Origin of the sequence: Kocuria sp. CPCC 205261, assembly GCF_040981025.1 — a bacterium.
GTDB classification, from domain to species: Bacteria; Actinomycetota; Actinomycetes; order Actinomycetales; family Micrococcaceae; genus Kocuria; species Kocuria marina.
This window is the reverse complement of record NZ_JAVKPU010000009.1, coordinates 16,656-40,565: the sequence shown is the minus strand read 5'-3', so window position 1 is coordinate 40,565 and position 23,910 is coordinate 16,656. Positions and strand designations below refer to the sequence as shown.

21 protein-coding genes and 1 riboswitch are annotated in these 23,910 nt (G+C 69.9%); of the genes, 5 read left to right on the top strand and 16 right to left on the bottom strand.

Going from position 1 to position 23,910, the window contains the following annotated elements:
• The first annotated feature begins 106 nt into the window (after nucleotides 1-106).
• Complete coding sequence (locus tag RF646_RS09790; RefSeq protein ID WP_167318695.1) at nucleotides 107-625, top strand: MarR family winged helix-turn-helix transcriptional regulator; 519 nt, start codon at nucleotides 107-109, stop codon at nucleotides 623-625.
• A gap of 82 nt (nucleotides 626-707) precedes the next feature.
• On the opposite strand, the gene mmsB is transcribed toward RF646_RS09790, so the two are convergent.
• From mmsB to RF646_RS09775, 3 genes are all read right to left on the bottom strand, one after another.
• Nucleotides 708-1,640 carry a 3-hydroxyisobutyrate dehydrogenase gene (gene mmsB, locus RF646_RS09785; protein WP_239318215.1) on the bottom strand — a complete coding sequence of 311 codons (933 nt, stop codon included), beginning with the start codon at nucleotides 1,638-1,640 and terminating at the stop codon, nucleotides 708-710.
• 156 nt (nucleotides 1,641-1,796) lie between these two features.
• Nucleotides 1,797-3,293 carry a CoA-acylating methylmalonate-semialdehyde dehydrogenase gene (locus RF646_RS09780; protein WP_368835857.1) on the bottom strand — a complete coding sequence of 499 codons (1,497 nt, stop codon included), beginning with the start codon at nucleotides 3,291-3,293 and terminating at the stop codon, nucleotides 1,797-1,799.
• 122 nt (nucleotides 3,294-3,415) lie between these two features.
• On the bottom strand, nucleotides 3,416-4,435 hold the full coding sequence (locus RF646_RS09775) for a DMT family transporter (protein ID WP_368835856.1): 1,020 nt from the start codon (nucleotides 4,433-4,435) through the stop codon (nucleotides 3,416-3,418).
• A gap of 37 nt (nucleotides 4,436-4,472) precedes the next feature.
• On the opposite strand from RF646_RS09775, the gene RF646_RS09770 reads away from it, so the two are divergent.
• Nucleotides 4,473-4,709, top strand: coding sequence for an RNA-binding S4 domain-containing protein (locus RF646_RS09770; protein ID WP_064846925.1), 237 nt, complete (start codon nucleotides 4,473-4,475; stop codon nucleotides 4,707-4,709).
• Nucleotides 4,710-4,713: 4 nt separating this feature from the next.
• On the opposite strand, the gene RF646_RS09765 is transcribed toward RF646_RS09770, so the two are convergent.
• Nucleotides 4,714-5,367 carry an alpha/beta fold hydrolase gene (locus RF646_RS09765; RefSeq protein ID WP_318545631.1) on the bottom strand — a complete coding sequence of 218 codons (654 nt, stop codon included), beginning with the start codon at nucleotides 5,365-5,367 and terminating at the stop codon, nucleotides 4,714-4,716.
• A 75-nt stretch (nucleotides 5,368-5,442) separates the two neighbouring features.
• Between RF646_RS09765 and RF646_RS09760 the strand changes: the two genes are divergently transcribed.
• Nucleotides 5,443-6,291: an SGNH/GDSL hydrolase family protein gene (locus tag RF646_RS09760; protein ID WP_085106631.1), complete on the top strand. Its 849-nt coding sequence runs from the start codon at nucleotides 5,443-5,445 to the stop codon at nucleotides 6,289-6,291.
• Between the two features lie 110 nt (nucleotides 6,292-6,401).
• Here the strand turns inward: RF646_RS09760 and RF646_RS09755 are convergent, their stop codons facing one another.
• The 4 genes from RF646_RS09755 to RF646_RS09740 all read right to left on the bottom strand — a co-directional run bounded on the left by RF646_RS09755 (nucleotide 6,402) and on the right by RF646_RS09740 (nucleotide 9,930).
• Nucleotides 6,402-7,559: a homoserine O-acetyltransferase gene (locus tag RF646_RS09755; RefSeq protein ID WP_085106630.1), complete on the bottom strand. Its 1,158-nt coding sequence runs from the start codon at nucleotides 7,557-7,559 to the stop codon at nucleotides 6,402-6,404.
• Nucleotides 7,560-7,561: 2 nt separating this feature from the next.
• Nucleotides 7,562-8,950, bottom strand: a complete 1,389-nt coding sequence (locus RF646_RS09750) for a bifunctional o-acetylhomoserine/o-acetylserine sulfhydrylase (RefSeq protein WP_098053327.1) — start codon at nucleotides 8,948-8,950, stop codon at nucleotides 7,562-7,564.
• Between the two features lie 76 nt (nucleotides 8,951-9,026).
• Nucleotides 9,027-9,147: riboswitch (SAM riboswitch) on the bottom strand.
• A complete protein-coding gene (locus tag RF646_RS09745) occupies nucleotides 9,112-9,453 on the bottom strand; it encodes a hypothetical protein (RefSeq protein ID WP_206051947.1) in 342 nt (113 codons plus the stop codon). (Overlaps the previous riboswitch by 36 nt.)
• A 75-nt stretch (nucleotides 9,454-9,528) precedes the next feature.
• Nucleotides 9,529-9,930: a hypothetical protein gene (locus RF646_RS09740; protein ID WP_368835855.1), complete on the bottom strand. Its 402-nt coding sequence runs from the start codon at nucleotides 9,928-9,930 to the stop codon at nucleotides 9,529-9,531.
• Between the two features lie 280 nt (nucleotides 9,931-10,210).
• On the opposite strand from RF646_RS09740, the gene RF646_RS09735 reads away from it, so the two are divergent.
• The gene (locus RF646_RS09735; RefSeq protein WP_064846920.1) at nucleotides 10,211-10,849 is read left to right on the top strand and encodes a VOC family protein; all 639 of its coding nucleotides are present in this window, start codon (nucleotides 10,211-10,213) and stop codon (nucleotides 10,847-10,849) included.
• Nucleotides 10,850-10,899: 50 nt separating this feature from the next.
• Here the strand turns inward: RF646_RS09735 and RF646_RS09730 are convergent, their stop codons facing one another.
• Nucleotides 10,900-11,664: a CPBP family intramembrane glutamic endopeptidase gene (locus tag RF646_RS09730; protein WP_368835854.1), complete on the bottom strand. Its 765-nt coding sequence runs from the start codon at nucleotides 11,662-11,664 to the stop codon at nucleotides 10,900-10,902.
• Between the two features lie 68 nt (nucleotides 11,665-11,732).
• On the opposite strand from RF646_RS09730, the gene RF646_RS09725 reads away from it, so the two are divergent.
• Complete coding sequence (locus tag RF646_RS09725) at nucleotides 11,733-14,075, top strand: S9 family peptidase (RefSeq protein WP_368835853.1); 2,343 nt, start codon at nucleotides 11,733-11,735, stop codon at nucleotides 14,073-14,075.
• Here the strand turns inward: RF646_RS09725 and RF646_RS09720 are convergent.
• The 7 genes from RF646_RS09720 to RF646_RS09690 form a co-directional block, all read right to left on the bottom strand.
• Nucleotides 14,054-15,184, bottom strand: a complete 1,131-nt coding sequence (locus tag RF646_RS09720; protein ID WP_368835852.1) for an NAD(P)/FAD-dependent oxidoreductase — start codon at nucleotides 15,182-15,184, stop codon at nucleotides 14,054-14,056. The genes RF646_RS09725 and RF646_RS09720 overlap by 22 nt on opposite strands.
• 240 nt (nucleotides 15,185-15,424) lie before the next feature.
• Nucleotides 15,425-16,147 carry a transglycosylase family protein gene (locus RF646_RS09715; RefSeq protein WP_368835851.1) on the bottom strand — a complete coding sequence of 241 codons (723 nt, stop codon included), beginning with the start codon at nucleotides 16,145-16,147 and terminating at the stop codon, nucleotides 15,425-15,427.
• A gap of 434 nt (nucleotides 16,148-16,581) precedes the next feature.
• A complete protein-coding gene (locus RF646_RS09710; protein ID WP_368835850.1) occupies nucleotides 16,582-17,439 on the bottom strand; it encodes an inositol monophosphatase in 858 nt (285 codons plus the stop codon).
• 8 nt (nucleotides 17,440-17,447) lie between these two features.
• The gene (ligA, locus tag RF646_RS09705) at nucleotides 17,448-19,850 is read right to left on the bottom strand and encodes an NAD-dependent DNA ligase LigA (protein WP_368835849.1); all 2,403 of its coding nucleotides are present in this window, start codon (nucleotides 19,848-19,850) and stop codon (nucleotides 17,448-17,450) included.
• 89 nt (nucleotides 19,851-19,939) lie between these two features.
• A complete protein-coding gene (locus RF646_RS09700) occupies nucleotides 19,940-21,016 on the bottom strand; it encodes a MaoC family dehydratase (RefSeq protein WP_368835848.1) in 1,077 nt (358 codons plus the stop codon).
• 4 nt (nucleotides 21,017-21,020) lie between these two features.
• Nucleotides 21,021-22,403 (bottom strand): 3-oxoacyl-ACP reductase, encoded by a 1,383-nt coding sequence (locus RF646_RS09695; protein ID WP_144999022.1) that lies wholly within the window; start codon nucleotides 22,401-22,403, stop codon nucleotides 21,021-21,023.
• 50 nt (nucleotides 22,404-22,453) lie between these two features.
• A complete protein-coding gene (locus tag RF646_RS09690; RefSeq protein ID WP_368835847.1) occupies nucleotides 22,454-23,863 on the bottom strand; it encodes an acetyl-CoA C-acetyltransferase in 1,410 nt (469 codons plus the stop codon).
• Nucleotides 23,864-23,910: the final 47 nt, after the last annotated feature.

The following is a 23,910-nucleotide window of genomic DNA, read 5'->3' as shown; positions in this document are numbered from 1 at the left end:
TCCCGTGACGGTCGCCCGGTGACGGACGTTCGATGACAGGCCCTTGGTACCCTGACCGGGCCGCGGGAGGGCACCGACGGCATCCGATGAGGAAGGCGGGTTCCCTATGTCGACCACTCCCGGGCTTCCCAGGGACCCCATTGCCGAGGCCCAACGCAACTGGATGCGGCATGGGTGGGAGGACACCGCCGCGCCCATGGCGGCGGTCACGGCCATCATGCGCGTGCAACAGATCCTGCTGTCCCGGGCCGAGGCCGTCCTCAAACCGTTCGGGCTCACATTCGCGCGCTACGAGCTGATCGCGCTGCTGAGTTTCTCGCGCGAGCACCAGATGCTCATGAAGAAGGCCAGTGCCCTGTTGCAGGTCCACCCGACCTCCGTGACCAACGCGGTGGACCGCCTCGAGGACGCGGGCCTGGTGCGCCGCGAACCGCTGCCCAGTGACCGGCGGGCCATCACCATCGTGCTCACGGATCGGGGGACGGCCGTAGCCGCCGAAGCCACCGAGGCGCTCAACCGTGACCTGTTCCGCGACACGGGGTTCGCACCGGACGAGGTGGACTCGCTCATCGCGATCCTGCGGCGCTTCCGCGCACACGCCGGGGACTTCGCGATCGAGGGCTGACGCCCCTGCGACGCCAGGCCCCGCCATTTAAGCCCCGCCGCGCAAGCTCCCCGCTCAATCCTTGCTGGTCAGGCGATGCCATTCAGGCCCCGCGCTCGCTCTCGGCGCGGATGGTCTCGATGATCCCCGAGAAGTCCCGGTGGGCGCCGTCGCCGGCCGCGAACTCGCGGTACAGCTGCGCGGCGAGCGGGCCCATGTGGGCCGCGACCCCGGTATCGGTCAGTGCGGAGACGGCCAGGTTCAGGTCCTTGGCCATCAGGGCTCCGGCGAAGCCCGGCCGAAAATCGCGGTTGGCGGGACTCGCGGGAACCGGCCCGGGCACCGGGCAGTTCGTGGTCAGGGACCAGCACTGTCCCGAGGCCTGCGAGACGACGTCGTACATCGCGTCGTGCGTGAGCCCCAGTTTCTCGGCGAGCACGAACGCCTCGCTCACCGCAATCATGGACACGCCCAGGATCATGTTGTTGCAGATCTTCGCGGCCTGCCCCATGCCGTTGCCCCCGCAGTGCACGATCCGCCCGCCCATGATCTCGAGCAGCGGGAGCACCTCCCGGTATACGTCCTTCGGGGCGCCCACCATGAACGCGAGCGTTCCCGCCTCCGCCCCGACGACGCCGCCCGAGACCGGTGCGTCCGCCGCCCGGTGGCCCGCCGCCACGGCGAGTTCGGCGGCGTCCTGCGCGTCGGAGATGTCGATCGTGGAGCAGTCGAGGAACGTGGTCCCGGCGGGTGCCGCCGCGAGCAGACCGGGCGCGGCGTCGTCGCCCGTGTAGGCCTGCCGGACGTGTCGACCCGAAGGGAACATGGTGATGACGACCTGCGCCTCATGGACCGCGGCCGCGGGCGAGTCCACCACTGTGACCCCGGCCGCGCGGGCGGCGTCCATCGCGGCGGGGACCACGTCGAACCCCAGGACCGGGACGCCCGCGGCCACCAAGTTGGCGGCCATGGGCCCGCCCATATGGCCCAGGCCCAGGAAGGCCACCCGGAGATCTGTTGTGCCGGAGGTGTTCATGGTGCTCCCTGACGGTACGGAACCCGGGGGTTCGGGACGTTCGGTTCGGGCGTTCGGCTCGGGTCGCGAAGTGCGGGTCGTGAGGCGCGGGACCTATGGGGCGGGGACCAGGGCCGGGCCCCGTGGAAGGGAACCCGCGGCCGCCCGCGGGCCCGCTCAGCTGCCGGCGGGCATCACGAAGCTCGAGCCCTCCTTGGCCCCGGAGGGCCAGCGCGTGGTCACGGTCTTGGTCTTCGTGTAGAACTTCAACCCGTCCGTGCCGTGCTGGTTGAGGTCGCCGAAACCGGAGGCCTTCCACCCGCCGAAGGTGTAGTACGCGATGGGCACGGGGATCGGGACGTTCACGCCCACCATCCCCACGTCCACCCGGGACGTGAAGTCGCGCGCGGTGTCCCCGTCGCGCGTGAAGATGGCCACGCCGTTGCCGTACTCGTGCTCGGAGGGCAGGCGCAGGGCCTCCTCGTAGTCCTCGGCACGCACAACACACAGCACGGGGCCGAAGATCTCGTCCTTGTAGATCTGCATGTCCGGTGTGACGTGGTCGAACAGGGTGGCCCCGACCCAGAAGCCGTCGGGGTGACCCGCGACCTCCGCGCCGCGCCCGTCCACGAGCAGCGTGGCGCCCTCCTGCTCACCGATGCCGATGTAGCGCTCGATGCGTTCCTTGGCGTCCGGGCCCACGACCGGGCCGAAGTCCGAAGCCGGGTCGAGGGACGGGCCCAGGGTGAGTTGGTCAATGCGTTCGCGCAGCAGGTCGACCAACCGGTCTGCGGTGGCCTCCCCCACGGGCACCGCCACGGACACCGCCATACAGCGCTCCCCCGCGGAGCCGTAGGCGGCGCCCATGAGGGCGTCCGCGGCCTGCTCGAGGTCCGCGTCCGGCATGATGACCATGTGGTTCTTGGCACCCCCAAAGCACTGGGCGCGCTTGTTGTGCTGCGCGGCGGCCACGTAGATGGACTGGGCGATCGGACTCGAACCCACGAATCCCATGGCCTTGACGCGCGGGTCCTCGATCAGCGCGTCCACGGCGGTCTTGTCCCCGTGGACCACGTTCAGCACGCCCTCGGGCATCCCGGCCTCGACGGCGAGTTCCGCGAGCCGCACGGGCACGGACGGGTCGCGCTCCGAGGGCTTGAGCACGAACGTGTTGCCCGCTGCGAGCGCGATGCCGGTCTTCCACAGCGGGATCATGGCCGGGAAATTGAACGGTGTGATCCCCGCGACCACGCCGAGGGGCTGGCGGACCGAGTGGACGTCGATCCCCGTGCCGGCGTTCGCGGAGAACTCCCCCTTGAGCAGGTGGGGTGCCCCGGCGGCGAATTCCACGACCTCGACGCCGCGCTGAATGTCCCCGCGCGCGTCCTCCAGCGTCTTGCCGTGTTCGTTGGACAGCAGCTCGGCCAGCTCGTCCGCGTTCTCGTTAATCCGGTCCACCCATTTGAGCAAGAGCCGCCCCCGGCGTTGGGGGTTGAGCGCGGACCATACGGGGAACGCCTCCTGGGCCGAGATGACGGCGCGCTCGACCTCGTCCGCGGTGGCCAGGGGCACCTGCGCCGCGACCGTGCCCCGCACGGGGTTGTAGACGTCCCCGAATCGCCCGGACTCCCCCGGGACGCGTGTGCCTGCGATGAAATGTGGGATCTGGGTCATGGTCGTCTCCTCGCGGCGCTCCAGTGTGACGTGCGTCTCACGAAAAATCTAACGACAAACCATTACACGTGCAATCAATCGTGGGGCGACGGATTCCCGACCACACCACGCAGAATCGCGCCTCAGGAAAGGCGGCGTGAACCCCACGGGAGTGTGACGACCACGAGGCCCACGAGGGTGGCCAGCGTGCCCGCGACCGTGACGGGGGTGACCACGGTGGCCGCGGTGGGCACGGCGACGTCGAGCACGAGCGCCCCAAGCAGCATGCCCGTCACGAGCCCCAGGCTGGTCTGCAGCACACCCACGTGCCGGGCCAGCACCGCCCCGGCGGCCACGAACACGATGCCCAGGATCCCGCCCGTGTAGAGCCACCACTCGTGGGGCCACTGCACGGGTCCGGGGCGCGTGAGCCAGCGGGCCACACCGGCCACGACCACGAGTGCCACGGTCCCGGCCGCGAAGTTCGTGAGCGTGGATGTGAGGGGCGTCCCTGTGGCCGCGGCAATGTGAGCGTTCCACGCCGTCTGCACCGTGTTGAGCACACCCGCCAGAACCGGCAACGCCACCGCGCCCACGAGCGCCGGGGTGGACATGTGCAGGGAACCCGCCGAGAACCGCGGCACCATGGCCACGGCCACGGCGGCCAGGATCAGGACGGTACCGAGCACCCTGTAGCGGCTCAGCGGTTGCATCCCGCCGGGGCCGATCCCCCACCGGTCCACGAGCATCCCGCCCAGGGACTGGCCCACCACGAGACCCAGGATGAACACGGACACGCCCAGCAGCGCCGTCGTGAGCGTCTGCGCGATCACGAGGTACGCGCCGAAGACCCCGGCCAGGAAGTACCACCAGCGGATCCGCCGCGTGCGCAGCACGCCCGGCAACCGCGCCGCGCCGCGCCGGCCCGCAGGCAGTAGGACGGAGCCCACGAGCAACACTGCGAACCCGATCCCGAAGCTCACGAGCGCGGCGAGGTACGGGTCCCCCATGGCGCGGCCCAGCGCGCCGTTGAACCGCGACTGGACGGCCAGGCACGACCCCGCCAGGATACTCAGCACGACCCCCGTGAGCAGGACGAGCGGGCTCCGGGCGGGCGCGTGTGGAGTGGGGGCGCGACGGCGGACGGGGGTGGAAGAGGTCACCGATGAAGACTACTCCCGAGCCTGCGAGGATGGACCCATGCATCACGACGACTACGAAGAACTCCCGATCCGTGACGAGATGATCCGATTGGGCCAAGCGCTCAAGCTCGCGAACCTCGCGGAGGACGGCCAACACGCCAAGCACTTGGTGTCCGAGGGGCAGGTCACGGTCAACGGCGCGGTGGAACTGCGCCGCGGCGCGCAACTGCACGCCGGAGACGTGATCGCGGTGGTCGGGGCGGAGCTGCCGCCCGTGCGCATCGTGACGGGCTGACGCCCTACGAGGTCGCGTCCACGGCGGCCTGGAGATACTCCTTGATGTGCGCGAGTTCCTCCGGGCACACCCCGTGACCGATGCCCCGGTACTGGATCTTGGTCAGCTCGGTGTGATCGTTGGCCCACTCGGCGGTGCCGTCTACGAGCACCGAGGTGATCACGGGGTCCTCCGGGTCCCGGCCCCAGAACATGCGCAGCGGCTCGGCGCGCAGACGTTCGTCTTGGAAGAACCCCGCCTGGGCGTCGTCGGGCGCCACGGGCACCACGAACCCGGACATCCCCACGACGGCGTCCACGAGCTCGGGGACGTGACGCGCCACGGTCGTGGCCATGGCCATGCCCTGGGAGAACCCCAGCAGGAAGACGTGCGTGTGCTGCTGGGACTCTTCGCGCAACCACTCGATCACGGCCTCGGCCGCGGCGACCACGGCGTCCGTGGTGAACGCGAGATCTGCGGCTAACGGGAACCATTGGAAACCCATACCCGCGCGCTGCGGTGCGCGCACGGACGCGTACGTGTAGCCCTGCGGTAGCGCGAAGCTCAGGGCCATGAGGTCTTCCTCGTACGAACCGTAGCCGTGGAACATGACCACCAAGGGTGTTCCGGCGCGGTCCTGCGGTTCGTTGTTCCAGATCACGTGGGGAGCTTGTTGCATGGTTCCATCCTGACATGCCCACCCGGCGCTGCCCGCGGGCCTGAGTCGTTCAGGCGGGTGTGTTAGAACCCTGGTATGGATAAGAGCACGCACTCCCGAGCCCCCTCCGACCCGAAGCACCCTTGGCACCGCATGGTCTCGATCGGCGATTCTTTCACGGAGGGCGTCGGCGATCCCGACGACGCCGTCCCCGGCGGTGTGCGCGGTTGGGCCGATCGCGTGGCCGAGGAGCTCGCGCGCCACACCGACGACTTCGCGTACGCCAACCTCGCGATCCGCGGTCGGCTCTTCCAGGGCATCGTGGACGAACAGCTGGAACCGGCCATCGAACTGCGCCCGGACCTCGTGACCATCAGCGCGGGCGGCAACGATATGCTGCGACCCGGTGCGGATCCGGACGACATCGCGGTGCGGCTCGACGCCGTGATCGAGAAACTCGCCGCCACGGGTGCCACGGTCACGATGTTCGACGGCCCGGACATCGGCAACACCCCCGTGCTGCGCGGCATCCGCGGGCGCGTGGCGATCTTCAACGAGAACGTGCGCGTGGTGGCCGCCCGGCACGACGCCGTGATGGTGGACCTCTGGGGACTGCAGCAACTGGGGGAACCTGCCATGTGGGCACCGGACCGGTTGCACTTCTCGCCCCTGGGCCACCAGCTCATCGCGTGCGAGGTCCTGGACTCCCTGGGGGTCGAGCACGACCTGGTTCCCGGTGAACTCGGGGACCGCCCCGCGCGCACGTGGCGCGAGGCGCGTCGAGAGGACCTCGTGTGGGCCGGGAAGTACCTGGTCCCGTGGGTCGGCCGCCGGATCCGGCGTCGCAGCTCGGGGGACAACATCACCGCCAAGCGCCCTTCGTTCGGGCGCACCACGATCCCCGGTGCGGGCGAGGGCATCCCTGTCGAGGACCGGGAGGCCTGAGCCGGCCCGGGGCCGGGTCACCCAGTCCCGCCAGTCAGGGCCGCGCCCACTGAAGCCGACCCGTTCCCACCGGGTCTCACCGCTGAAACCGACCCGTCAGGGCTCCCTGCTCAATCCCGCAGCACGGTCTCCCGCAGCAACATGCCCACCTGCGGAGTTTCGATCAGGAACCCGTCGTGCCCGCTCGGGGACGTGATCGTGTGCAGCTCCTGCTCCCCCGGTAGCGCAGCCACGAGTTCGGCGGATTCCGAGGGGAAGAACAACCGATCGGAGTCCACCGCGGCCACGAGCCACTCGCACCGCGTGCGGGCGAGGACGTCCCGTAGCTCGCCGCGGCCCCGAGCGACGTCGTGCGACATCAAGGTCTCGTTGACACTCAGGTACGAGTTCGCGTCGAAGCGGCCCGCGAGTTTGGACGCCTGGTGGTCCAGGTAGCTCTCCACCTGGTACCGACCGCGGTCCGCGACGTGGGTGGCCTCGGGGTCCTCACGGGGTTGGGGTTCGCGGCCGAAGCGCGTCTCCAGCTCGTGCGCGCTGCGATAGGTGATGTGCGCGATCCGCCGCGCGAGCCCCAGACCCGCCTCCGGGTACTCGCCCGCGTAGTAGTCGCCGCCCCGGAAGTTCGGGTCCTGGCGGATCGCGAGCGACTGTGCCTGTCCCCACGCGAGCTGCTCGGCACCCACGCGCGCGTTGGCCGCGATCACGGCGCACGCGGCCACCCGATCCGGGTGGGACACGGCCCACTCGAGGGCGCGAGCTCCGCCCATGGACCCGCCGATCACGAGCCGCCACCGGGAGACTCCGAGCGCCCGAGCGAGCAGGGCCTCCGCGGTCACCGAGTCCCGCACGGTCACGCGCGGGAAACGCGAGCCCCACGGGACGCCGTCCGGTGCGGGACTCGCGGGTCCCGTGCTGCCGTAGCACCCGCCCAGGATGTTGGCGCACACCACGAAGTAGCGGTCCGTGTCGATCGCGGCACCCGGGCCCACGAGTCCGTCCCACCAACCGTCCGCCGCGGCGGCCGCGCCCTCGGGAGCGCTCGCGGCGTCCTCGTGTCCCGCGCCACCGCGCGCCACGTGCGTGTCACCCGTGAGCGCGTGCTCGATCAGCACCGCGTTGGAACCGTCCGCCGCGAGCTCGCCCCACGTCTCGTACGCGAGGTGCACGTCCGGCAGCCGGAACCGGGACTCGAGCACGAGCTCGCCGAGTTCGGCCCGCCGTACGACGCCGTCGCGCCGCGTGCGCGGCCCGTTGCCCACGACCGTCATGGTCAGTTCCCCGTGTCCTCCGCCGACGACGCCGCGTCACCGGCAGCGTCGCCGCGCGCACCCACCGCGGCGAATCCGGACTCGAGGTCCGCGAGGATGTCGTCGATGCCCTCGACACCCACGGACAGCCGCACGAATCCCGGTTCCACGCCGGCCGCGAGCTGCTCCTCGTCCTTGAGCTGGGCGTGCGTCGTGGAGGCGGGGTGAATCACGAGCGAGCGCACGTCACCGATGTTCGCCACGTTGGAGTGCAGGCTCAGGGCGTCCACGAACGCGACACCGGCGTCCCGGCCGCCGTCGAGCACGAAACCGAGCACCGACCCGGCACCGTTGGGCGCGTACTTCAGGGCGCGGTCGTGCCAGCGCGAGGACTCGAGACCGGCGTAGGACACCGAGCGCACCTCGGGGCGGGCCTCGAGCCACTCGGCGACCTTCTGCGCGTTGGCCACGTGACGTTCCATGCGCAACGACAGCGTCTCGATGCCCTGCTCGATCAAGAACGCGTTGAACGGAGAGATCGAGGTCCCCAGATCACGCAGCAACTGCACGCGCGCTTTGAGGATGTACGAGAGGTTGACGCCGAAGGCCCCGTCCGCACCGAGATCGCGGGCGTAGACGAGCCCGTTGTACGTCTCGTCCGGTTGGTTGAAACCGGGGAAGCGCTCGGGGTCCCGCGAGTAGTCGAACGCTCCGGTGTCCACGATGAACCCGCCGATCGCCGTGCCGTGGCCGCCCAGGAACTTGGTGGCCGAGTGCAGCACGATGTCCGCGCCCCACTCGATGGGCCGCACCAAGTAGGGCGTGGCGATCGTGTTGTCCACGATGAGCGGGACACCCGCCTCGTGGGCGATCCCGGCGATCGTCTCGATGTCGAGCACGTCGTTGCGGGGGTTCGGGATGGATTCACCGAAGAACGCCACGGTGTTCTCGCGCACCGCGTCCCGCCACTGCGCGGGATTGTCCGGGTCCGAGACGAACGTGGTCTCCACGCCCATGCGCGGCAGCGTGTGCTTGAGCAGGTTGTACGACCCGCCGTACAGGGACGGGCTGGCCACCACGTGGGTTCCGGCGCCGCCCAGGTTGAGGATCGCGAGCGTGGCCGCGGCCTGTCCGGAGGAGACCATCAGGGCCCCCACGCCGCCCTCGAGGGACGCGACCCGGTTCTCCACGACCTCCGTGGTGGGGTTGGTCAGGCGCGAGTAGATGGGGCCCATCTCCTCGAGCGCGAACCGGGCCGCCGCCGTGCGGGCGTCCGGGAACACGAAGGACGTGGTCTGGTGGATCGGCAGGGCGCGCGACCCGGTCACAGGGTCGGGGTTCTGGCCCGCGTGGATCTGTCGGGTTTCGAACGACCAGCCCTGGGGATTGTCGGGGGTGGGAGCGGTGCTCATGGCCGTACTCCTTCTCGGAGGGATCAGGGGTCCGGTGGCGATCCGCACGGTGCCCGTGCTGTGACCGGGCACCAACGACCCGCGCTTGCCGCATGACGTCGGTCGACGCCACGGCCAGGTCCTCACCCAGGGCACCCCACCGCGGAAGGGAGGGTTGCCGGTCAGCTAGCTGGGGCTTCGCGCTGACTCTCGTGACCTATTACCTCATTGTCCGAACCCGGCGGGGCGGGAGTCAAGCCGGGGACGCTGCGAGCGGGCTCGGGGTCAGTGGCCGCTCGTTCCTGCTGTTCCATCTCCCGGGTGTGCAGTTCCCGGTCCTTCATCTCACGTGGATGGACGTAGAACAGACCCGTGAGCACCGCGATCACGAACACCGCGAGCATCACGAAGAACAACGGCCGCACGCCGGTCAGGTAGATGACGGGGATGGCCAGCACCGTGACCAACCCGCCCCCGAAGAACGGTTCGAACACCAGCTGCTTGTAACCGAACGCCTCGAACACCGGGTCTTGGCCTCCGGGCCCACCACGCGCATGAGGATCAGCCCGGTGGCGGTCACACCCATGGACTGGCGGAAGTCACCGATACCGCGCCCGAATTAGTAGCGACCGATGATGTGGGGTGCCAACCACAGGAAAATGGCCACGTTGAACGCGATGCCGACCACCGCCAGGATGGTGAACGCCGCCAGCCACGGCCGCGATGGACATGTGCAGGGAGAACGGTTCCACGGAGGACGGGCGGCTGGTCATGGTGCCGGCGGGGTAGTACTCGTCGCTGCGGAACAGGCCGTTCTCGCCCCACGGCCCGTCGAAGCGGCCCAGCACCTGCGGGCCCAGGAGCAGGAGGATCGCGCCGCCGATGATGGAGCTCGGCAGGAACAGGCTCTGGACCCAACCCACCTTGACGTGCACGAACTTCCCCAGGAGCAGGGCGACTCGGAGGATCAGGAGTGTGAAACCGACGGCATTTGCGGACACGGGAACCACCTCGTAGTGATCGGGATCGATATCGGTCTCAGGTCACATAGCGAGGGCCCGGTCGGAGACTCCCCGGCTGATGCTGCGGACTCCAGCCTCTGAGACGCGCGTCTCGTTGACCTGGACCAACACAGTCCCCGCCCGGATCAGCCGTCCCGATGTCAGGTCTCGGGAGGTGCGGAGAGCCGGCCCTGCCCACCGGACCGGGCGGCGCAGGTCACACACTCGCCGGGCTCGCGCTCGATTTGGTGGCCCGTGTGGCCGGTGCCACCATGGCGTCATGAACTTGGATCACGTTTCCTTCGCGGCTCAGCCCGACGGCCTCGAGGCCACCACCGAACGCATCGCGAACCGGTTGGGGATCGAACCGGTCAAGGGCGGTGTGCACCCCCGTTTCGGCACCCGGAACATGATCCTGCCGCTCACCGACCACCAGTACGTGGAGGTCGTCACGGTGCTCGAGCACCCCGCCGCGGAGAAGGCGCCGTTCGGTCAGGCCGTCCGTGCCCGTTCCGACGCCGGCGGCGGCTGGCTCGGCTGGGTCGTGGAGGTCCCCGACCTCGCGCCCTTCGAGGCCAAGCTGGGCCGCCCCTCCGTGCCCGGTGGCCGGTTGTTCCCCGACGGTCGGCAGCTCGAATGGCATCAGATCGGCGTGAAGGGTTTGATCTCCGACCCGCAGTTGCCGTTCATGGTGCACTTCGATTCCGAGGACGAGATGCACCCGTCCCAGGCGCGGATCACGGACGTCCGGTTGAGCGGGATGGAGATCGCCGGCTCCCCCGACCGCGTCACGGAGTGGCTCGGCGGTCCCGTGGAGGACGTCCTGGGCTCGCTGGACGTCACCTGGTGCGCCCCCAACGGCACCCCCGGGGTCATGGCCGTCTCGTTCGACACCCCGGACGGCACCGTCACCATTTGATCTGGTTCCCTTCGGTGCGGCCGACGACGCCGCTCCACCGGTCTCCGGCATCAGCCCGCGAGCAGTTGCGGGGCCAGGAAGCCCACGGTGTCCAGGAGGGCGTGGGCGATCAGCAGCGGCATGAGTCGACCGCCGCGGCGGTAGAGCCACACGAACACGAGTCCCATGACCAGGTTCCCGAGCGTGGGTCCGAACCCCTGGTACAGGTGATAGCTGGCCCGCACCACCGCGGAGGCCACCGCCACGAGCCACCACGACCATCCGAGGGATCGCAAGCGCTCGCACAGGAACGCCACCACGATCATCTCTTCCACGATCGAGTGGCGCAGCGCGGAGAGCACGAGCAAAGAAACCGCCCACCAGGTCTGCTCCATGGTGGATGTGGTGATCTGCGCGGTGATCTCCAGGGACCGGCCCACCTGATAGAGCACCAGGGTGCCGCCGCCCATCACCGCGAACAGGCCCATTCCCCACAGCGTGTCCCACACGGGTCTGCGCCCATCCACCCCGATCCTGCACAGCACGCCGGGGATCCCCCGCGCCACCCCGGCCATGAGGTACAGGGCCAGCAGCACGGGGACGAGCGCGAAGCCGATGCCCGTGAGCTGACGCAACGCGTCGATCAGGGGGACGCTGCTCAGGGGCCGGTTGAGCGTCGTCGTGGTGTCGGCCAGCGAGGACCGCATGAGCACCTCGGCCAGATCCAGCACGGCGTAGACCGCGGACGTCCCGAGGGACACGCCGAGCACCAGGACGATCTGAAGCCACGTGTCGGCGCGCGACATGCCGCGCTGCGAAGGGGTGGGAGTCTGCACGGGACCATTGTGGCCGCTCGCGAGCGGGACCACGTCTGCGCGTCCCCACCCGTCCCTAGACTGTGGGCATGACTTCCGAGCAGCCGTCCTATCCCGTGGCCCCGAGCCGCCCGGTGGAACGCACGTTCCACAGGCACACCTTCGCCGATCCCTACGAGTGGCTCCGGGACAAGGACTCCCCCGAGGTGCGCTCGCACCTGGACGCCGAGAACGCCTACGCGGAGGCCACGACCGAGGATCTGGCGCCCCTGCGCGAGCGGATCTACGGGGAGATCAAGGACCGCACGCTCGAGACGGACCTGTCCGTGCCGTCGCGTCGCGGGGACTGGTGGTACTTCACGCGCACGGTCGAGGGCGGCGCCCACCAGATCTTCTGCCGCGTCCCGGTCACCGACCCCGCGCAGTGGACACCGCCCACCGTGGAACCGGGCACCGCACTGGACGGCGAACAAACCCTCCTGGACGCTAACGCCGCATCCCAGGAGCACGACTTCTACGCGCTGGGCGCCTTCAGCGTGTCGGAGGACGGCTCCAGGTTGGCCTGGTCCGAGGACACCGCAGGTGACGAACGGTTCACGATCCAGGTCAAGGATCTCGCTACGGGACAACTTCTCGCGGACCGGATCGAGCAGACCTCGTACGGCGCGTTTCTCACACCGGACGCCTCCCAGCTGATCTACATCGTCGTGGACGAGTCCTGGCGGCCGTGGCGCGTGTACCGGCACGTCATCGGCCAAGACGCATCGTCCGACGAGCTGCTGTTCCAGGAGGACGACCCCGGTCTGTGGCTCGGGGCCGAGCTCTCTGCGGACAAGCAGTGGCTCATGCTGTCCTCGTCCTGCTCGGAGTACAGCGAGTACCGGATCCTGCCGTTGACCGAGCTGGCCGGCTCCCCCACGGATGAGCCGGTCGCCGATGCGTCCGACTACACCGCTGGGCCGGCTTCCCTGCCCTGGCGCGTCATGATCTCGCGCGAGGACCGGGTGCTCTACGAGGTGGAACCCCTCACGGTGGCCGGCCAGGACTACGTGCTCCTGACCCACGACGCGCACGCCCCCAACGGCCGGGTGAGCCTCATGCCGCTCGGGCACGCGGGCCGTGCCCTCGCGGACCTCGAGCTCACGGATGTCATCCCGGCATCGGAGGACGTGCGGATCGAGTCCTGTGTTCCCACCGCCACCCACCTGGTCGTGGCCCTGCGCGCGGACACCACGCCCCGGGTCCGCCTGATCCCGCGCCGCGCGGTGGACGAGATCGTTGCGGGCCCACGCGAGGCCGTGCCCTCGACATCGGACACGGGCTCAGGACGCCTTGCGGACTCGGACGACGCCGCGGCGTCGAGCGCGGCGGCCGGTGCGGCGTCGTCGTCGCTGCTGGACGGGGCCGAGGCCGCGTTCGACGAGGAGCTCTACACGAGTGGCGTGCTCTCCGCGGAGTACGAGAACCCCGTGGTGCGGGTGTCCTACACGTCCTTCGTGACGCCGCCGCGCGTCTACGACATCCCCACGGCCGAACCCGGCGAGTCCGGGACGAACGAGTACGGCGTGGGCGAGCCCGTCCTGCGGCGCGAGGCCACCGTACTGGGCGGGTACCGCAGCCAGGACTACACCGTGGAACGGGACTGGGCCGTGACCGAGGACGGGACCCGGATCCCCGTGAGCATCGTGCGCCGCGCGGACCTGGACCCCACCCGCCCCGCACCCGTACTCCAGTACGCCTACGGGTCCTACGAGATCAGCACGGACCCCGGCTTCTCCGTGTCCCGGTTGTCGCTGCTGGACCGGGGCGTGATCTGGGCGGTCGCGCACGTGCGCGGCGGTGGCGAACTCGGTCGCGGGTGGTACGAGAACGGTAAGAAGGACACCAAGACCAACACGTTCACCGACTACGTGGCCGTCACCCGCCACCTCGCCACCCGCCCGGACGTGGACGCCCAGCGGATCGCCGTGATGGGTGGCTCGGCCGGCGGCCTGCTCGTGGGAGCCGTGCTCAACCTCGCGCCCGAGCTGTACTGTGCGGCGCTCGCGGCGGTCCCGTTCGTGGACCCGCTGACGTCCATGCTCATGCCCGAGCTACCGCTCACCGCCCTCGAGTGGGAGGAGTGGGGCAACCCCGTGGACTCGGCCGAGGTCTACGAGTACATGCGTTCGTACTCCCCCTACGAGAACCTCCGGGACGCGGACTACCCGCCCGTCCTGGCGGTCACGAGCCTCAACGACACCCGCGTGCTGTACGTGGAACCGGCCAAGTGGGTCGCCGCCCTGCGCACTCGTGCCCGGCACCCGGAGACCGTGGTGCTGCGCTGTGAGATGGCGGGCGGCCACGGTGGCGCGTCCGGGCGCTATTCGCAGTGGAAGGACACGGCCTGGGAGTACGCGTGGCTCGCGCGCTACCTGGGGGTCGCGGACTGATCGGGGGAGCCGTCCGGGGCCAGAGCATCGCGAGTGGCGGGGCTGAGCCAGTCCCCTACCTCACCGCGCAGCACCAGTTCCGCGGCGGCCCTGGCGAGTGCCGAACTCGTCTGGAACCCGTACCCGCCCTGGCCCGCGAGCCAGAACATCCCCGGTGCCACCGGGTCCCAGCCGCACACGGGGACGTCGCTCGGACGCTCCGTGCGCAGCCCGGTCCACGCCTTGACCACGCCCGTGATCCGCAGGCTGGTCTCCCGCTCGATCGTGGCGATCAGCCCGGCGACGGCGCCCTCGTGCGGTTGGGCATCGCACGGTTCGCTGGCTTCGGCCTCCCCGAGCGAGATCATGGCGCCCACGGCGTCGGGGCGGTAGTACCAGTCCTCGGCGGCATCGTCGACCATGGGGTGTTCCGGCGGCATGGGCTCGGCCAAGGTCACGAGGGCCGCCGTGCGCCGCAGAGGCCGTAATCCTTGGGGCGCCGCGCCGAACAGCGCTCCCACCTCGTCCGCCCACGCACCCGCGGCATTGACGACCGTGGCGGCACGCACGGTCTTCGGCGGGGCGGCGTCGAGGGTCAGCTCCCACAGGTCCCCGGCCCGCCTGGCATCGGTCACGCGGCTGTTCGTCCGGATCTCGACGCCGGCCGCCAGCGCTCGCTCGCGATGCCATGCCACGAGGGCGGTGGCATCCGTGCGCACGGCGGACTCGTCCACAGCGGCGGTCCGGAAGCGCTGCGGGTTTACCCGCAGTTCGGGGCACAGCTCGAACAGTTCGGCGCCCTCAAGGGTACGCAGCCCGGGAACAGTCATGGCGGCCACGTCCTCGGGCGAGCCGGCGACGACGAACGAGCTGGGCCACGCGAGCGGCGCCGCCAGATAGTTGCCAGCTTCGAGCAACCGGGCAATGCTCCAGCGGGTGAGCTCGAGCACCGGTTCCGGACCGTAGCTCGGGATCAGTTGCTGCGCGGACCGGGAGGACGTGTGCATGGCCGCGTCCCGTTCCGCCTCCACCACGAGGATTCCCTCGCCAGTCCCCCGGTGTTCCGCCAGCTCCGAGGCCGCGGACAATCCGGCGATGCCTGCTCCAATGATCGCGATCTCAGTCGTCATGACCTCATTGTGGCACCCCACAGGTCGCATCCCGGAAGCCGGAGAGGAATCCTCCGGCTCGGCAATCGGGGCCCCGCAGGATGCCGTGGCGTGAAGCCCACACCGTGGGATCCGGACCGGTTCCGGGTATGACGAAGCCCCGCCCCACACCGGGATCGGTGCGGGGCGGGGCTTCGAGGGGTCAGCGGCGGACCTCGGTCCACCGCATCACCCGGTCATCGCGAGCGATGAGTGCCTGGATCAGGCGGGGATGTTCAGAACCTGGCCCGGGAAGATCAGGTTGGCGTCCGCCACGGTGCCGGAGTTGGCGGCGAACAGGGCCTGCCAGCCACCGTTGACACCCAGCTTGTTGGCGATGGTGCCCAGGGTGTCCCCGGCCTGCACGGTGTAGGTGCCGGCGGCGGGAGCGGCCTGCTGCACGGGAGCCGCGGGAGCGGAGTAGGTCACGGCCGGAGCCTGGGCCACGGGGGCAGCCTGCTGAACCGGAGCGGCCTGCTGCACGGGGGCAGCCTGCTTCACGGGCGCGGCCTGCTGGACCGGAGCGGGAGCAGCCTGCTGCACCGGGGCAGCCTGCTTCACGGAGGACGCCTGGGTGCTCACCGAGGCGGCGGAGGCGACGCCCCCACCGTTGCCGGACAGGCCGAGCTTGGCGGAGCAAGCGGGCCATGCGCCCCAGCCCTGACCCTGCAGGACGTTCTCGGCCACGCGGATCTGCTCCCCCTTGGAAGCCCCCTGAGCGGAACCGGTGCCGCCGAAGGCAGCCCAGGTGCTCGGGGTGAACTGCAGACCGCCGGAGAAACCGTTACCGGTGTTGGTGCCCCAGTTGCCACCGGACTCGCACTGAGCCAGGGCGTCCCACGTGGAGACGGGAGCGGCGTTGGCGGGAACGGCGAAGGCGCCCACGGCCACGCCGCCCATCAGGACAGCAGCGGCACCACGGCGAATCGCGGTTGAAGTCTTCATTATGCTCCGTAAGGCCACCTACGCTCGTTCCCATCCCTGGGTGTCTTCGCGCCGTCGTCCACCCTTGACAGTTGGTGTTAGGGGTAGAAACTACGGAATGCTGCCATACAGACGACGTACGGTGTTGCGGCAACATCCAGCACAAGCCGAGCCACGGATCGAGCGGGCCCGGAAGCGAACTTCCGCTCACGAAAGTCCGCTGAGGAAGTTGATAATAACGATAACGTAACGTTCCGGGCGTTGCCAAGCAGAAAGTTACTTTTTCGTTATCCCGTTTCTGGGGACACCCCCAGTCGCGGACACGTATCACGGCCACCACGGCCGATCAACTCCGGCCACGCTAGGCCACCCGCGACGAACGGGTCAACCCGACCCGGGTTCCCGGCTCGCATAACGGTGTGATTGCCAACCGATAACGGTGTGATTACCACTACTCAGCGCGGGGCCCAGGCCGCGATCACACTGGTCACGCGGGTCTTTTCGTATGCGTTCGCGATCGCACTGCCCGCTGAGTGTTCTTGCTCACTCAGCGCCGGTGGAACGGGCAGATCGGGGCGCTGCACCACCGCCCCGGCCTCGTGGGCGATCAATGCGCCGGCCGCCCAGTCGTGCTCGTGCAGTCCACGTTCGGAGTAACCGTCCAGGGTGCCGTCGGCCACCATGCAGAGATCCAGGGAGGCCGCTCCCAGGCGCCGCATGTCCGAGAAGTTCTCCATGATGTCCAGGAACGAGCCGAATTGCTCACGCCGCACGGCGGGGTCGTACGAGAAACCCGTGCCGTAGAGCGCGCCCCGGCGGCCGGGGACCGGACCCGTGAGCCTCGTGTCCCGTCCGTCCCGCCGGACCCACGCACCCAGGCCTGCGACGCCGTAATAGATCCGCCCGAGAGCGGGGGCGTTCACGACCCCTACGAGCCAGTTCCCGTGCTCGTCGCACGCGGCCACGGAGGTGGCGTAGTACACGATGTCCCGGATGAAGTTGGTGGTCCCGTCCAGCGGGTCCACCGACCACCGCACGGGGCTGCGGTGCTCGGGCACGTACGTTCCCGATTCCTCCCCCGTGATGGCGTCCCGGGGCCGTTCACGGCGCAGGACGGCACTCACAGCCTCCTCCGCGGCGACGTCGAAGGACGTCACCCAGTCGCCGTCCGAGGACTTGGTCTGTGCGTGGAACTCGGCGCTGTCACGACCGCTCAGGACATCGGCCCCGGCCTGTGCGGCGCGCAGCGCGACCTCCAACAGCTCCTGCAGTTCGTCCGACCCCGGACCCAACCCTTCCAGTGCATCCGCCATCTCGCGTCTCACTTCCCCGCGTTGTCGTGGGATGCAGCGGCATCCGGGGCGTCAGCCGCGGCGCCCTGGCCATCCGACTCGGCCACGTCCGGGGCCGAGGCCTCCGGGTCACCGTCCTGGGCGTCCTCGGCCGAGGAAGCTCCCGGTGCGGCAGCGGCGTCGTGGAACGCCGACGGGCCCTGCGCGAGCAAGCGCTCGAAACCGGCCTCGTCCAGCACGGGAACCCCGAGGGACTCCGCCTTGTCGAGCTTGGAACCCGCGTTCTCGCCAGCCACCAGGAACGCCGTCTTCCTGGACACCGACCCGGACGCCTTGCCGCCGCGTTTTAGGATGGCCTCCTTCGCGGAGTCCCGGCTGTAGGCCTCGAGCGATCCCGTGACCACCACGGTGACTCCCTCAAGTGTGCGGGGGGTGGACTCGTCCACCTCTTCCTCCATGCGCACACCCGCGGCGGCCCAGCGGTCCACGACCTCACACCGCCACGGCTCCTCGAAGAACTCGATGACGGCCTGCGCGATGACGGGGCCCACCCCGTCCGTGCCCGCGAGCGTGTCCAGGTCCGCCGAGCGGATCGCGTCCATGCTGCGCAGGGACGTGGCCAGCGAGCGCGCGGCCGTGGGACCCACGTGGCGGATGGACAGCGCCACGAGGATCCGCCACAGGTCGGTGTCCTTGGCCTGTTCCATCTGCTGGAACATGATCTCCGTGGTCTTGGAGGGCACGCTCGGCTTGTTCTTGGTGGGCTTGGTCCAGAAGTACGGGACGAGTTCGGGGGTGACCCGCTGGGTCTTCTCCCCCGTCTCCTTGTCCGTGACGGTGCGCCGGGAGTCCCGCCACACCTTCACCTCCTTGAGGTCCTCCGGCGTGAGATCGAACAACCCGGCCTCGTTGCGCAGCGGGGGCACGGAGAACTCGGTGCCGTCCGGTGCGTCCTGGGGAACAGGTTGGGTCAGGGCCTTGGCCGCTTCCTCGCCCAGTGCCTCGATGTCGAAGGCCCCGCGACTCGCCGCGTGGTTGACGCGCTCCTTGAGCTGGGACGGGCACGTCTCCGCATTGGGGCAGCGGATGTCCACGTCCCCCTCCTTGGCGGGACGCAGGGGCGTGCCGCACGACGGGCACTCGGTGGGCATCACGAATTCCCGCTCCGTGCCGTCCCGCAGTGCGACGACGGGCCCCACGATCTCCGGGATGACGTCACCGGCCTTGCGCAGCACCACGGTGTCCCCGATGAGCACGCCCTTGGCCTTGACCACGTCCTGGTTGTGCAGGGTGGCCATCTCCACGGTGGAACCCGCCACGCGCACCGGGTCCATGAGCCCGAAGGGCGTGACGCGACCGGTACGACCCACGTTGACCAGGATGTCCACGAGTTTCGTATTGACCTCCTCCGGCGGGTACTTGTACGCCACGGCCCACCGGGGGACGCGGGAGGTGTAGCCGAGCCGGAACTGCGTGCGGCGGTCGTCCACCTTGATCACGATGCCGTCGATCTCGTGCAGCAGGCTGTGACGCTTCTCGCCGTACTCGGCGATGAACTCGAGCACCTTCTCCATCGAGTCCAGGACCCGGGAGTACGGGCTCACGGGCAGTCCCCAGTCCCGCAGGACGTCGTACGCCTGCGACTGCGTCTCCAGCTCGAAACCGCGGGAGAACCCGATGCCGTGCACGAACATGGACAGCGGCCGTCGCGCGGTGACCTGCGGGTCCTTCTGGCGCAGGGACCCCGCCGCGGCGTTACGGGGGTTCGCGAACGGCGCACGGCCTTCTTCCACGATGGCCTCGTTGAGGGCGCGGAAATCCTTGGATGAGATGAACACCTCGCCGCGGATCTCGACCTCTTCGGGGAAGTCCTCACCGGTCAGCCGCTGCGGGATGGTCTTGATGGTGGCCACGTTGTGGGTGATGTCCTCACCCGTGGTGCCGTCCCCGCGCGTGGCGGCCCGGACAAGCACACCGTTGCGGTACAGCAGGTTCACGGCCAGGCCGTCGATCTTGACCTCGCTCAACCACGCCACGGTGGGCGCACCCGGCAACTGCTCGACCTGCTGCTGGGCGCGGGTCAACCACGCCATGAGCTCGTCCGTGGAGAAGACGTCCTCGAGCGAGTACATCTTCTCGAGGTGCTTCACGGCGCTGAACGCCGCGGAAACGTCACCGCCCACCTCCTGCGTGGGGGAATCGTTCGCCTTGAGTTCGGGATGCAGGGCCTCGAACTCCTCGAGGGAGCGGTACAACCGGTCGTACTCGGCGTCCGACATGACGGGTTGGTCGTGGACGTAGTACGCCGTGCGTGCTTCGCGGACGCGGTCCGCGAGATCGGCGTACTCCTCCCGCAGTGTCTCGCTGGGCTCGTCCGGATTGAGGCTCTGGCCCGTGGCGTCCGTGGCCCGCCGCGCGTTGTCTGTGCTCACGCCCCCCATTGTGTCCCACCCCACCGACAGACACGAACACCCCCGGAACCTCGGTCCCGGGGGTGTTCGTCAGGCGGATCAGCGAGCGGTCACAGGGCCGTGACCGTGACCTCCGCGTGTGGGCGTTGCCGCTTGGGGTCCCACACGAGGACGCGGGAACCGCGCCAGTGGGCGCCCCGACCGTCGTCGTCCACCGAGACCGCCACCGTAGTTGGCAGCTGCACCGGGACGGCGAAGTCCACGGACCACGCGAAGGGGACCTCCGCGGGCACGCCGGTCAGCGCCAGCGCACGCGAGGCCGTGTACATCCCGTGCGCGATCGCCCCTTTCATCCCGAGCGCCTTGGCGGACGGGTCGGAGAGGTGGATGGGGTTGTAGTCGCCGCTGACCGCCGCGTAGTCCCGCCCGGTCCCGGCGCCCAGGACCCACTGCGCGGTCTGCTGCGGCGGATCAAACGGTGCGCGCTCGTGGGAGGACTCCTCGGGAACGCGCGCGCCCTCGTCCGCGATCGCGGTGTGCACGCCCTTGGCCAGGTACGTGGAGCGCCCGGCCCAGACCACGGACCCGCCCTCGCGGGACAGTGTCACCACGGCGTCCACCGTGGTCCCGGACCGGTGGGTGCCCAAATTCTCGGTCCACGCCGTGGCGGTGAGCCGCTCCCCCACGGCCACGTCCGTGACGTGGCGGATGGTGTTGCTCAGGTGCACCATGCCCAGCACGGGCAGGGGGAAGTCCTTGCGCGTGAGCACCGACATGGCCACGGGGAACGCGAGCGCGTGCAGCGCACCCGAGAACACCGTGGTGTGCTGCGACCCCGGGGCCACGGGATGCGTGCTTGCGTGCACCACGCGGCAGAACTTCTCGTGCCACTCGGGTTCCGCGCTAACGTCCTCCACGACGTGGGCCACGCGCGGCACCTGCAGGGCAGCCCCCACGCGTTCCGTGCGGGGCTTACGCAGCGCGCCGGGCAGCACGCGCCCCACGGGCGAGTCGCGCAGAGCCGGGAGCACCTTGTGCGTGGCCGCAGCGGCGGCGTCGGAAGCCGCCGACGACGCCGCGCGCGCCCCCGCGGACGCGTACAGCGCGGGCAGCTTCACCGAACCCGCCGGCTGGACGAGTTCGTAGTCGGAGGGAACGGTGGGCAGGACCGGGTCAGGAGTGCTCATGCGATCATGCTCCCACGAGGCTCTGGCCGCACACGCGCAACGTCTGACCGTTGATCCCACCGGCGGCGTCCGAGAGCAGGAACGTGATGGCCTGTGCCACGTCCTCCGGCGTGCCGCCCTGCTGCAGGGAGTTCAACCGGCGGGAGATCTGGCGGCGGGCCGCCGGGATCTTGGCCGTCATGTCCGACTCGATGAACCCGGGAGCCACGGCGTTGATGGTCCCGCCCTTCTCCGCGATCAGCGGTGCCGTGGCGGCCACCGCACCGATCACCCCGGCCTTGGAGGCGGCGTAGTTGGTCTGACCGCGGTTACCCGCCACGCCGCTCGTGGACGCGAGGCACACGATGCGCGGCGCCGGGCCCAGCTGATCGGAGGCGAGCAGGGTCTCGGTGATCCGCAACTGCGATTCGATGTTAACCGCGATCACGGAATCCCACTTGGCCTGGTCCATGTTGGCAAGCATCTTGTCCCGCGTGATGCCCGCGTTGTGCACCACGAGGTCCAGCCGGCCGTACCGGGACACCGCGAGGTCCAGGATCTTCTGTCCGGCCTGCGGGTCCGTGACGTCCAGCTGCAACGCGGGCACGCGCAGTTCGTTGGCGAGCTTGCTCAGCGCGTCACCGGCGGCGGGCACGTCCACGGGGATGACCGTGGCACCCGAGGCCGCGAGCGTACGCGTGACCTGCGCGCCGATCCCGCGTGCGGCACCCGTGACCACTGCGACCTTGCCCGCGACGGGGTGCACCCAGTCCACGTCCGCGTCCCCGCGGTCGTCACCCACGGTCAGGAACTGCCCGTCCACGTACGCGCTGCGGCCCGAGAGGAAGAAGCGCAGGGCGCCCGTGACACCGGGAGCGTCCGCAGCGACGTCGTCCGCGAGCAGGACGCCGTTGGCGGTCACGCCGCCGCGCATCTCCTGGGCGATCGAGCGCAGCATGCCCACGACACCCTGGCGCGCCGCGGCCTGCGACGGGGTCAACTGCCGCGCGCCGGGCAGCGTGCCCGACGCCGCTCCGGTCCCGATCCCGGGCGCCGGTCGCGACAGCGTGATGACCCGCCCGCCCGGGCGCAGCTTGCGCACGGCCGAGGCCAGCTCGAGGGCGGCGTCCGCGAGATCGGCGGGGCTGTCGACCTCCGTGTAGTCGATCACCACCGCACCCACCCGGTCCACGTCCTGAGCGTGCCGGCGCACGTCCAGGTCCCAGCCGAGCAGGGCCGACGACGCGGCGTCGCCCGCCGCACCCCGGCCGAGCACGAGCACGGAGCCGCTCGGGAAGTCCCCGTCCGCGGTGAACCGGCGCAGCGTAACCGGGCGCGGGAGGCCCAATTTGCCCGCGAGCTGCTTGCCCAGCCCCGAATTGACCATGTCCAGATATGTGTCCGTCACTTGTGTCCTCTCCCAGAAATCGTGGTGTCTCGCCGTGGCCGTGAACTCGCTTAGACCGAGCGCAGCAGCATGGCCACACCCTGACCACCGGCGGCGCACACCGAGATCAGCGCTGTCTGCGGCTTGCCCGTCTCCTTGGCACGTGCGGCCAGTTCCTTGGCGGTGGAGGCAACGATGCGACCACCCGTGGCGGCGAAGGGGTGCCCAGTGGCGAGTGAGGACCCGTTGACGTTGAGCTTGGCGCGGTCCACCGAACCCAGGGGCGCGTCCAGGCCCAGGCGGTCCTTGCAGAACTCCGGGGACTCCCATGCGGCAAGGATCGACAGCACGGTGGAGGCGAACGCCTCGTGGATCTCCACGAGGTCCAGCTCCTGCAGCGTGAGGCCGTGGCGGGCCAGCAGACGCGGCACGGCGTAGGCCGGGGCCATGAGCAGGCCCTCGTTGCCGGTCACGAAGTCCACCGCGGCGGCCTCGCTGTCCACGACCTCGGCGAGTGGGGTCAGGTGGTGCTCACCGGCCCACTCCTCGGACGAGATGAGCACCGCGGAGGCACCGTCCGTGAGCGGCGTGGAGTTGCCGGCCGTCATGGTGGCCTCACCGGAGAGCTTCTTGCCGAACACCGGGTTCAGCCCGCCCAGCTTCTCCACGGTGGAGTCCGGGCGCATGTTGTTGTCCTTGGTCAGACCCTTGAACGGGGTCACGAGGTCGTCGAAGAAGCCCCGCTCGTACGCGGCGGCCAGGTGCTGGTGGGAGGCCGCGGCCAACTCGTCCTGGGCCTCGCGTGTGATGCCCCACTTCTGGGTGGTCAGCGCCTGGTGCTCACCCATGCTCAGGCCCGTGCGCGGCTCACCGGACGAGGGCACCGACGGCGCGAGGTCGCCCGGACGCAGGTCCTTGAACGCCTTGAGCTTCTGGGCAGTGGTCTTGGCGCGCTGCAGCTTGAGCAGCGCGCGGCGCAGCCCCTCGCTCACGGCGATGGGAGCGTCCGAGGACGAGTCCACACCACCAGCGATCCCGGCCCGGATCTGGCCCAGCCGGATCTTGTTGGCGATCGAGCTCACGGTCTCCATGCCCGTGGTGCACGCCATCTGGACGTCGTATGCCGGGGTCGCGGGGTCCAGCGCGGAGCCCAGCACGGACTCGCGCGTGAGGTTGAAGTCCCGGGAGTGCTTGATCACGGCACCGGCCGCCACGGCGCCCAGGCGTTCGCCCGCGATCCCGGTCCGGGCCACGAGCCCGTCGATCGCGGCGGTCAGCATGTCCTGGTTGGACGCGTTCGCGTACGGCCCGCCCGCGCGGGAGAAGGGGATGCGGTTGCCCGCCACGACGACGGCGCGGGCTCCCGTCGCTCCGCCCTGCGGCGCGGAGGAGGCGGCCGGGGCCGCAACTCGCTTGGCGGCTTCGGAACCGGTTCCGGTGGCCGGGGTGGACGGTGCCGTGTTCTGCGTGTTCTCGCTCATGCGTAGTTCCTTTCGGGGAATTTATGCGATCTGGATCACTCGGGATC